Annotated in this window: 9 protein-coding genes and 2 pseudogenes; 1 reads left to right on the top strand and 10 read right to left on the bottom strand. The window is 26.7% G+C overall.

What is annotated here, in order from left to right:
* From BR66_RS0113010 to BR66_RS25220, 6 genes and pseudogenes are all read right to left on the bottom strand, one after another.
* On the bottom strand, positions 1-182 hold a 182-nt coding region (locus tag BR66_RS0113010), incomplete at its 3' end, for a hypothetical protein (RefSeq protein WP_026883330.1).
* 236 nt (positions 183-418) lie between these two features.
* Positions 419-624: pseudogene (locus tag BR66_RS25230) on the bottom strand (sporulation peptidase YabG); the annotation flags it as partial.
* Between the two features lie 691 nt (positions 625-1,315).
* Positions 1,316-2,287, bottom strand: coding sequence for a CPBP family intramembrane glutamic endopeptidase (locus tag BR66_RS0113000; protein ID WP_026883328.1), 972 nt, complete (start codon positions 2,285-2,287; stop codon positions 1,316-1,318).
* Between the two features lie 133 nt (positions 2,288-2,420).
* Positions 2,421-2,573: an ATP-binding cassette domain-containing protein gene (locus tag BR66_RS26815; protein WP_423219382.1), complete on the bottom strand. Its 153-nt coding sequence runs from the start codon at positions 2,571-2,573 to the stop codon at positions 2,421-2,423.
* Between the two features lie 239 nt (positions 2,574-2,812).
* Positions 2,813-3,559, bottom strand: coding sequence for a CPBP family intramembrane glutamic endopeptidase (locus BR66_RS0112985; protein ID WP_026883327.1), 747 nt, complete (start codon positions 3,557-3,559; stop codon positions 2,813-2,815).
* 416 nt (positions 3,560-3,975) lie between these two features.
* A pseudogene (locus BR66_RS25220) lies at positions 3,976-4,191 on the bottom strand (sporulation peptidase YabG); the annotation flags it as partial.
* 207 nt (positions 4,192-4,398) lie between these two features.
* Between BR66_RS25220 and BR66_RS0112980 the strand changes: the two are divergent.
* Entirely contained in the window at positions 4,399-4,656 is a 258-nt protein-coding gene (locus tag BR66_RS0112980; RefSeq protein WP_026883326.1) for a helix-turn-helix domain-containing protein, read from the top strand.
* A gap of 180 nt (positions 4,657-4,836) precedes the next feature.
* On the opposite strand, the gene BR66_RS0112975 is transcribed toward BR66_RS0112980, so the two are convergent.
* From BR66_RS0112975 to BR66_RS0112955, 4 genes are all read right to left on the bottom strand, one after another.
* Positions 4,837-5,553, bottom strand: a complete 717-nt coding sequence (locus tag BR66_RS0112975; RefSeq protein ID WP_026883325.1) for an ABC transporter ATP-binding protein — start codon at positions 5,551-5,553, stop codon at positions 4,837-4,839.
* Positions 5,546-7,972: an ABC transporter permease gene (locus BR66_RS0112970; protein ID WP_026883324.1), complete on the bottom strand. Its 2,427-nt coding sequence runs from the start codon at positions 7,970-7,972 to the stop codon at positions 5,546-5,548. The genes BR66_RS0112975 and BR66_RS0112970 overlap by 8 nt, the downstream gene beginning before the upstream one ends.
* A 267-nt stretch (positions 7,973-8,239) precedes the next feature.
* The gene (locus BR66_RS0112960) at positions 8,240-9,223 is read right to left on the bottom strand and encodes a BtrH N-terminal domain-containing protein (RefSeq protein WP_026883323.1); all 984 of its coding nucleotides are present in this window, start codon (positions 9,221-9,223) and stop codon (positions 8,240-8,242) included.
* Complete coding sequence (locus BR66_RS0112955) at positions 9,213-11,033, bottom strand: non-ribosomal peptide synthetase (RefSeq protein ID WP_026883322.1); 1,821 nt, start codon at positions 11,031-11,033, stop codon at positions 9,213-9,215. The genes BR66_RS0112960 and BR66_RS0112955 overlap by 11 nt, the downstream gene beginning before the upstream one ends.
* Positions 11,034-11,038 lie beyond the last annotated feature (5 nt).

Here is an 11,038-nt window from a genome sequence, read left to right as displayed (position 1 = left end):
GTTCTATCTTCTGTCAATTCCTTTGTAATCTTTCCTACTTTTTCCTTCTTAACTTTTTTTGTTTGCACATTTTGAGTACTTGCCTTATTGCTGCTAACTTGATCTGCATTAACTGTAATTGGAAATACTGATGTGAGTAGAAAAACAGCCAAAGTAACTGAAATGATCTTATCTATTTTCATATATGATTCCCCTTTATTCATAAAATGTCTATATATTATTCATATTTAGGGATTGTATCATAAATGTACTGTCGGAATTTATATATATTTGTTTGTATATTGATTTATTTATATACAAAATTCTACATAAAGTTTATGAAAACTATGAATCAATAAGATTATATTTAAAGGATTACAGAACCATTTATTTAATATAGCAACTGAGTCTCATGGCAAATAAAACCATGAGACTCAATTTATCTAACGAATATAGACTTTGGATAACCTTCTCTGCACTTACCTCGTGTTTGAACTCCTCCAACCCCTTTTACACCCGTTATTGTATTTTTTACAACATCCTGTATTCTCCAATGTTAGTATATGCCACCTTCTGGCATACAAAAACTGGATCAAGGCAATGAATTAGTACACGTTCAGGTGAACTTGCAAAATTTGCGCCAGCTCACTATACCAAATTGCGATAATTAGGAAAATATTTACAAACAAAGGTTTTTACCTATATAACGAGCTGTATAAAGGATTACCAGAGACAACTATTGCTGAAAAAATCATCAAATTAAGATATACCCATAACTTAAGACAAGAAGATTTGGCAGATTTATTAAGTATGCATTGTAGCACAATAGAAGGTTGGGAAGTTCATAGCATCATGCCCAAACCCATAAGCATAGATAAATTATGTAAATTATTCATTCTACCTTATAATTATTTCCATGAATATTATAAGATATATTTTAATAATCCCGGTGAAAAAATCAAAGCATGGAAGATTAAAAATAAACTAACCTATGAGCAATTATCCACATTATTAGGTATTACCCATTCCTGTGTCGGAAGATTACTTAATAATAAAATAAATCTTTCATATAATATGTATGTAGAATTGAAAAAAATAGGGACTTTTTAAAGCTCCTATTTTTTAAGGTGTAATCTATTAATACGCTTCTATTACTGCATTATAAAATTCCTCTACATTAAAATCCTCATTCCATGAACTAGCAGATAAAAACTTTCCACTATTAGTCATGTGCCTAATCGGCATAAAATCAGAAACATCATTTATTTTTCCCCAATAGCCTTAGTCACCATAGAGTTTATAAATAATGTGTACTACAATTCATGAATTTTATAGTTCATAGTATATATGTACCCCATAGTGAACTTAAAAAAATGATTCCCAAAATTGCATTAGATGTATGCCAAATAATGCCTGGAACAATACTTCGAGTTTTCAAATATAAATATCCCCAAATTAAACCTGATGGATATACGATGCTGAAGGATGTCATTAAGATTTGATACATGCTAACTCCCTTTGCTAGGTAAGTTGGCACATGGAATATATTAAATAAAATTGCCACAATTACCAACGCATTAATAGAATTCTTAAACACGGCTTCAAAACGAGGCAAAAGATACCCTCTGAGAATAAGTTCTTCCGGCAATCCATTAACAAAAATCGATATAAAAAATGTTATTATTGTCTTGTAAAAGGGTTGTTGGAATAAAATTCTAGAATGTAGCCCTAAAATAATAGTCACACCTACTAACACTAATATTAAACGGAGGTTGCTAAATATAAAACCCATCTTTTTGAATCCATATCCCCAACATAGGAATAAAATAACAATTGGAATTAATTCTATAACAATAACCAATGCAGCATTACTTAAAAGCGTTAAAACCCAAATTGGAACACCTATATTTCCAAATTTCAAGCTAATGCTTTCTATGCTTGAGAACAAATTAGTAATTCCGGAGCTTAGATAAGGTATATTTGCTTGTCCCCAAAATATAGAAGTTTCAATGAATAAGAAAATATAAAATAATATACCTGAAAATAGCTCTAACCTTGGATGTTTTATTTTTGGAATAAGTTTAACTGGTGAACTATCTGTCATGATTTTTATTACTATTGTAAAAAATGTCAATAATATTAGGTTAATAATATTAATTAGTAGTCCTTTATAACCATTCAGCATAATTTCAATAATTGTTCCAATAATGATCCACCCCAGCAATAATGGAGATTCTAGTAGTCTTTTAAACAAATGTTTTACTGTAATATTTATCGTGTTTTTCATTCTAATTACTTTATTAATCAATATATTTCACAACCCTTGATTTATATAGTTTATCTCTATATAAGATTATCAAAATTTATAACTTTATCAGCTATATCTAACATATCTCTTTCATGTGTAATGAAGATTATTATTTTATCTTTTTTTAAATCATTCAAACTTTTTTTAGAGCCACTATGGTGTTTTTATCAAGAGCAGAAGTTGGTTCATCTAATATAATAAGATCTGCGTTTTTAATAAATGTTCTAATTAAAGAAATTTTTTGTTTTTCTCCACCTGATATATTGCTAGATTTTTCATTTATAATTTCATTGAATTTTTTTGATTGATTATTTATGAAATTATAGATATCTAAAATTTTACACTATTTAATAATATGTATTATAAAAGGTGTATGAATTATTATGTAGCATAATCTGATTGTTTTATTAAAAGATAAAACATCTATACATTGATTATATGTAACACTTATATAAGGCTTTACGTTTATTTTACCAAGTATTTAAAATATTAAAGTATATCCACAGTAAAAGCTGCCTGCACACCTTAACCCAATGTGAACAATATTGTTTGTGTCCAATCAATAAATGTATGAAATATTGAACCAGCAACAATATTCTTAGTTTTTATCATTATATATCCCAAAAGCAGACCTGAAGGAATTAATTCTACGCAACTTAATAATGCACTATTAAAATTCATTCCGCCTATAATTAATCTATTGGGTAAATGAGAAAATGCAAAAATCACTGCTGTTAGCGAATACCCTTTTATTGTACCAATCCAAGAAATTAATCTATTTTGAAGATATCCTCTAAAAACAACTTCTTCTACAAATCCAACAATGAAAAAACTAACAAAAGAATTAATATAATAAACAATATCAATATTGTTATTTGTTATATATGTATTTTTTATCGATATGAAATGAATAATCCCAAGGAATGATCCAGTAAGAATTGATTTTAATATATTATTTTTTGTAATACCCACACTATAAATACCTTCTTTATTAATAATCACTGTAGCTAAAACTAAGGATAGCTGCATTAAATATGCCAATCCCTGCAAAAATATTTTTATTTCAGAAGAAACATTCATGAAATATTTTTTTACAATCAATAGATATATTGGTTCGCTAATAACAATTATTATTATTATTATTAACAAACTTAATATAGCAAATTCTTTAGCTTTCTTAATGTGAAAATCATATGTATTAAAATTAATCATCTTAGTTATAAACTTGAAAACAACAGAAATAAAAATCAATATAAAAATATCATTAACCATAATTCCCCCTAACATATCTAAAATATTTATTTAAGTATACTATAAATTAGATATAAAAGCTAAATATTATAATTTATGAAAATATTAACTTTTATAACATGTAGAAGTTATCGAGTTAAATTTAGGTTTTAAACATAGATACTACCAATACGCAAAAGAATAGGGCGCTCATGAATTAACAAAGTAGTAGCAAATTCCACTAAGTGGCCTGCATTTAAATTATCCAATAAAAGAAAAGCAATTCAGATATTATCATCCAAATTGATTTTCTTTACTTCCAAATTCTTGTTTTGCTTTAATTCAAAGTTTCATCATATGTGCTATAAAATTTGTATTCAAATTTCATCATTTATAGTTGTAAGTAAACCTATATCTATAAACAGAGTCTCATGGCTAATAAAACCATGAGACTCTGTTTATCTAACGAATATAGATTTTGGATAACCTTCTCTGCACTTACCTCGTGTTTGAACCCCGCCAACCCCTTTTACACCCGTTATTGTATTTTTTACAACATCCTGTATGTTAACAACTTCTCCAATGTTAGTATATGCCACCTTCTGGCATACAAAAACTGGATCAAGGCAATGTATTAGTACCCGTTCTGGGGAACTTGCAAAATTTGCGCCAGCTCACTATACCAAAGTGCGACAATTAGGAAAATTTTTACAAGTAAAGTTTTCTACCTATATAATGAACTGTATAAAGAATTACCAGAGACAACTATTGCTGATAAAATCATTAAATTAAGATATACCCATAACTTAAGACAAGAAGATCTGGCAGGTTTATTAAATATGCATTGTAGCACAATAGAAGGTTGGGAGGTTCATAACATCATGCCCAAACCCATAAGCATAGATAAATTATGTAAATTATTCAATCTACATTATAATTATTTTCATGAGTATTATAAAATATATTTTAATAATCCCGGTGAAAAAATCAAAGCTTGGAAGATTAAAAATAAATTAACCTATGCTCAATTATCCAAATTGTTAGGTATTACCCATTCATGTGTTGGAAGATTACTTAATAATAAAATAAATCTTTCATATAATATGTATGTAGAATTGAAAAAAATAGGAACTTTTTAAAGCTCCTATTTTTTTAGGGTATAATCCTATTAATAAGCTTCTATTTCGTACACTAAAACCCCAGTCCATTGATTCCCTTGTTACTTTTTTACGGTGCTTGGAATTTTAATTTGATAATTGTCTTGCAATCATATTACTTATACTACTCACAAATAGCTTTTTCTGTGCCCTCCCATCGTACTAGTCGATTCTCTCATCAATTTTAGTTTCTTTATCGTATATTGCACCATCTTTTACTGTTATTACTCTATTACCGTACTTAACAGTATCTTCATCATGAGTAACTTGAATTATTGTAGTTCCATTTTTCTTGTTTATATTTCTAAAAATCTCCATTACCATTTCGCCATTTTTGCTATCTAAACTTCCTATTGGTTCATCCGCAAATAGAACTTTAGGTTCAGTTATCAAAGCTCTAGCTATGGCAACTCTTTGTTTTTGACCCCCTGATAATTCTGTAGGGTTCTTTTCCCTTTTATCGTATATATCTACGAACTTTAGAATATCATTTAATTTTTCTCTATCAATCTTTTGCTTCCTTGTTCCCAATGTTATTGGTAATAAAATATTATCTTCTACAGTTAAATCATTTATTAGGTTAAAGTTCTGAAAAACAAATCCAAACTCTTCATTTCTAATTGAACTTTTATTAGATTCATTTATTGAAGAATAGCTGTTACCTTTATAATATATTTCTCCCTTTGTAACCTTTTCTAATGTACTTAATAAATAAAGAAGAGTACTTTTCCCAGAACCCGATGGACCTAAAATTGAAATAAAATCTCCCTCATGAATTTTTAATGATATCCCCTTTATAACATGCTCAATATTATCTTTAATACCGTAATCTTTATATAAAGTCCTTGCCTCTAATATAATTTTTTCATCTCTATTCATGTCTTATATCCTCCAATGGATTTCTTTTTATTATTCCCCTTAAACTAATTAATGTAGGTAAAAATGATAAAAATACAATAAATGCAAATACAAGATAAAACTCTTTTGCAACTATCTTAGCCTCTATAGGTAATCCAAAATTAAATATCAACTTGCTAATTACAGAAGAAATACAGATACTCCCCAGTATGGCCATAATTCCTCCAATTAAAGCAATAAGAATTCCTTCTAACAATAGCAGCGCCATATGCTTTTTAGATTTAACTCCGATGCATTTATATATAGCAAATTCTTTTCTCCTAATTATAGTAGATAATACCAAATTATTCATCACTCCTATAATTCCAATTAATGATGTAAGAAAAGCAAATATATAAAATAAATTAAATATCATTTCATTACTTTTATTATCTGCTTTTATTTTATCCTTTAGGATAGCCACATTATCATCAGTACTACTTAACGATTTATATATACTTCTCTTACATTCAATAGTATTACTAGAATTAATAAATGCTGCATTATAATTTGTTACATTAAAATCTAATTGAGCATATTTTTTAGGAATATAAATTGTGTTTCCCATATTAACCATGCTTTTTGAAATATTATATACTTTATATTCACTCTCTTTGTTGTTTTCCTTAATAGAAATCTTATCTCCAATTTTAATATTATATCTTTCACTATATATTTTTGTTATAATAACATTTCTTCCATTTTCAAAAGTATTATTGTCATTATACTCTAAGTTGATGGAATAAAATTTCGAAAAATCTTGTAATTTATTTATTACCCTTGCAGACAATTCTCCTTTTCCATCACAATCCACATTAATACTAGAAAATAGGTAAAGCTTATTAATTAGCGGATTATTCTGTAAGATTTTAATCTTATTATTATTAATATTTTCACTACTTAATGTTAAGTCACATTTATATTCATTGTAGAAGCTACTCATACTTGAAGCCGTACTATATGAAAATATGCCTATTAGCATTATAATCATACCCCCTACTGCAAGCAAACTAATATTTTTAAATAAACTTTTGTTTTGTAAAACATTTCTTAAAGCTGAATAAAAAACACCCTTTCCCTTAAATTTTTCTATTAATTTACGTGAGATAAATAAAATAAAATCTATAAATAGAACGAAGGTTAATATTTGACTTATAAGTAAAATAATATACAATATTGTGTTATTAGTTGTAGGTGTATTAAAAGACCATATACTAACTATAATAAAATATATAGCTCCAATTACACTTATTTTAATTCCTCTGTCTTTCAACACTTTACCATCTGAAAGTAATTCTCTTATACTCATTTTATTTACCTGCCGTTGAACAACTATATTGATTAATGTTATTAATAATATTACTAACATTATTGTAATTATGATTTGAGGTTTTATACTACTCTTGCTATCTGATGATATAATATCCTTATATTTATTAGTAATCGCAGCTCTTATAACCAATGATGTTACTATCCCTATAACACTCGAAATTATTCCATAAATAATACATTCTATTAAATGAATTGCATAGATTTTCTTATCATTTACTCCTATCGCTTTTAACGTACCAATAAAATTGAATCTTTTATATATTATTGTTTTATAGCTTGAGTAGATTATCAGACAACTGAGTAAAAGCACAAATATAAAAATAATTGCTAAAATACTTACATAACTATTTACATCTTCAATTATTGAGTTATAATCTATACTATCATTGATATCAACTGAAGCTTTGAATATTTTCCGCTCATTTATTTTTACAGTTCCAATACTCAAATCACTTTTTACATATAATTTATTAATATAGTTTTGTCCTATATTAAAACCCTTTTGAAGTGTTTCTCTCGTTACTAAAATTCTTTCATTATTTCCAGAAAATATCTTTCCATCACTAGCAATCCCTGCTACTTTTAACGAAATTTCTTTATCATCAATATATACTTTGAAATCATCATGTAATTTTAAATTCAATTCCTCAGATGTATTTTTACTTATGATTGCTTCATTTAAATTAATATTGTCGGTTCCCTGTACAATATTATAATAAAACATATTTTTAAACTCATTTAGATTACAACCATCAATTTCGAATTTAAATACATCTTTAGCCTTTTCTACAGTACCACCAAGTCCTAATACCCCAGTAAAATTAGTTAAATTACCATTGTTATTGTCAAATTTCATCATATCACTATCTTTATTTTTGGTAATGATATAATTGCTTTTTCCAACTTCTGTTAATTTTATATTACTAATCTGATTTTGAACTAATACATCTTTAAATACTAAAGTTGTGAACAAAGAAACTGATGCTATAATTAATGTTATTATTATTATTATACTTCTACCAATATTTTTTCTAATATTACTGCTTAACACTCTGTATAAACTAATCATTAGTCACCGCCCACTTTTATTTAACTTTTATAAATAATTTTATAAATTCATAAGTGCATTTATATTTTTTTTGTGCATTTTTTACAATCTCATGCCACTCAATATTTTATATATTTTCTCTCCAATACCATATAATTTATGATTACCTTTAAAATATGGATCATTGATACCATCAGTAAGCATATAATCCCTCCATCTAATAACTTATCAAATTAATAACCGCTATATTTTTGCAATGCTTATTGGCAGTACTTACCTAATGGATTTTCAATTTATATATTCCAATATCTGTTTATAAATTATTTTTTCTTCTGCAATTATATCTTTGAATCCATATACAAAATAATGATGTTTATTATTACATTCCTTTTCATTCTTGCAGCTTATAGCTAATTCTTTCCATCTTCCCCCTATTTTTTTTAACTTTACTGCTTGTTCTTTTATTTCTGCTAGATTTAGTTCATCTGCAGAGAAAAGTAAATATTCAGAATAAAGTTTTCTGTACATAGATCCAGTTGGCTCTAACTCTAATATTAATTTACATATATAATCTACTTGAAAACTAATAAGTATTTTTTTATAATCTTGATTATTAACCAAACTTATATTATAAAAAATTCTTTCCATTTTCTCAATTACTAACTTACTATTAGCCAATATTTTTTTACAATTAGATACTATAGCCTCTCTAATAGATTCCTTAGAAAGATACTTATTATTTATATTGCCAATGGTTATTAAAATCCCTTTTGGTGAAAAGTATTCTAGTTCCACTTGCATTGCTTGGTTTAATATTGAATATTTTATTTTTTGTTTTTCTTTTACAAATGGATCTATTACATCTACCATACCATTTTTATCATCATATGCACAAATAATTACACAATGCAATCCAAAATGGGCTCTATCTATTGGTAAATATTCCAGATAATATCTATCTAAGTTTACTAAAACCGGTTTTTTATTATCAATATTTCTTTTTATTAATCCATTTAATATATTTCCTTTTTCTTCATTTATGTTAACGTGAAAAGTTACTCCTAAAACTTCTAATGCTCTTAATTCAACATCCATATCTCTTCCAACTAAAGAATAATATTTAATACTTTTTTTCTTATGTTCTATAATATCTGTCTTCAATCCTTCCCCTAATCCAAATAGAATATATTTATTAATATTTAACCCTTCTAACTGTAAAAGAGTACAGAAACTTTCAATTCTACAATCGCTATCTATATTTTTATTGTTCATAGCTACACCTATTTCCAATATATTGTGTAAGCTTTTCTATTGAGGAATTCATATATATAACTTCTCCTGATATCTCTATATCAAGCTTTTCTTTTATATATTCTAAAAGCATTATAGCTGTAATAGAATCTCCTCCATTTAAAAAGAAGTCTCCTTCTTTATCTATTTTTTTTTCTAGAACAAATTCAAATCCTTCCCTTATTCTTTTCTGAATATTATTAAACTTTTTTTCCTTATTATCTAAATACTCTTCTTTTAATTTATACCTTTGAATTTTCCCACTAGTAGTTTTATAAATTTTATCCACTTCGACAAAACAATTTAGATAAATCTTGTTTTGTCCCTTTAGGTAAGTATTTAATTTATTTATAATATCTTTATCTTTGTTTTTTACTTTTCTTTCATAAAAACAAAAAATATCGTCCATTCCTTTTTCAGCATTATTTATACCACATATGCATAGTTTACCATTAGTCTTTGTAAATTTCTCACATATTTCTTCAATTTCATAGCAGAAGCTTTTTTTTCCATTGACATAAATAACATCGGATGTTCTTCCTAACACACCAACTTCACCGTTATAAATAAATCCTAAATCTCTAGTATTAAACCAACCATTGTTAAATTCTCCACTATTCACGTTCTTATAATAAGAATCAATGACACTTTCTCCCTTAATATTTATATATCCTACATATCCATCTTTTAATTCTTCTCCGTCGTTATCTGTGAATTTAACTTGTAAATTAAATAAAGGATATCCTTCTAATAAAACATTTTGTCTATATTTATCATGATTTTCTATTATTCTGTCACCAACAAACAAGCGTCTTTTATCTAATGATAAATATTTGTATTTTTCATTAACCCTAGGGAAAGCAACGCCTAATGTAGTTTCAGCCAAACCATATACTGGATAGCATGTGCTACTGCTTAATCCAAATTGATTCATTAATTCATAAAATTCTTCTATAATATCTGAATTTATAGGTTCAGCCCCTATAACTACTTTTCGAATCGACTGTAGCGAAAACTTGCATTTGTCTATTCTATGTTTTGCCATCTTTGTCATATATTTTAAAGAAAAATTTGTGGCATTCATCATTGTAGCATTATTTTCACTTACTTTTTCTAGCAAAATCAATGGATTTCTAATAAACTTACTTGTCGCTATTATTATTTGTTTTGCTTTCAAATATATTGGCAATAAATGAAATCCTACTAACCCCATATCATGACATAAAGGCATCCACGAAATATGAATATCTGTTTCTGTAGATTCCACTGCCTTTGTCATAGCTTTTATACTTGCCATTAAATTTTTGTGTTTAATCATTGCACCTTTAGGCTGTCCTGTTGTCCCTGAAGAGAATTGAATAAATGCTATATCTTCATCTTCTATTTCTCGAATTCGAGCCTTTTTATCACCATTTAATATATCTTTTAGAAATATTTTTTTCTCTGCATCTATATCTAGACTATCATTATTAATAAGTAACACCTTTGATTCAACTATAAAATCAGCTATATTTTTAAGTTTTCTTATGTTTGTTCCAGTATCACTTATAAACACAGGTATTATTCCTCCTAAAAGGCATGCCCAAAAAACATAGAGTAATTTGGTAATTTCATTATCTTCATATTTTAAAATTAATTTATCACCCTTTACCATCCCTCTCTGCATTAGATTATTTAATACTATTAATCCTTTCATCTTTAGATCCATAGGTGATATCGTATCTTCTACACTTCCGGAAATTATTGTTATAATTTTATTAGGATTGTTTAAATAATTTAATATATTGTCCATATATA

Origin of the sequence: Clostridium akagii DSM 12554 (genome assembly GCF_000686725.1) — a bacterium.
Classification (GTDB): Bacteria; Bacillota; Clostridia; order Clostridiales; family Clostridiaceae; genus Clostridium_I; species Clostridium_I akagii.
The sequence above is the reverse complement of the archived record's forward strand: the minus strand, read 5'-3'. Positions and strand labels throughout refer to the sequence as shown.

Coding starts and splice junctions, on each gene's coding strand:
- BR66_RS0112975 (WP_026883325.1), bottom strand. CDS start 5,553: ATGAATAGAGATGAAAAAATTATATTAGAGGCAAGGACTTTATATAAA.
- BR66_RS0112980 (WP_026883326.1), top strand. CDS start 4,399: ATGCCCAAACCCATAAGCATAGATAAATTATGTAAATTATTCAATCTA.
- BR66_RS0112960 (WP_026883323.1), bottom strand. CDS start 9,223: ATGAACAATAAAAATATAGATAGCGATTGTAGAATTGAAAGTTTCTGT.
- BR66_RS0112955 (WP_026883322.1), bottom strand. CDS start 11,033: ATGGACAATATATTAAATTATTTAAACAATCCTAATAAAATTATAACA.
- BR66_RS0112970 (WP_026883324.1), bottom strand. CDS start 7,972: ATGATTAGTTTATACAGAGTGTTAAGCAGTAATATTAGAAAAAATATT.
- BR66_RS0112985 (WP_026883327.1), bottom strand. CDS start 3,559: ATGGTTAATGATATTTTTATATTGATTTTTATTTCTGTTGTTTTCAAG.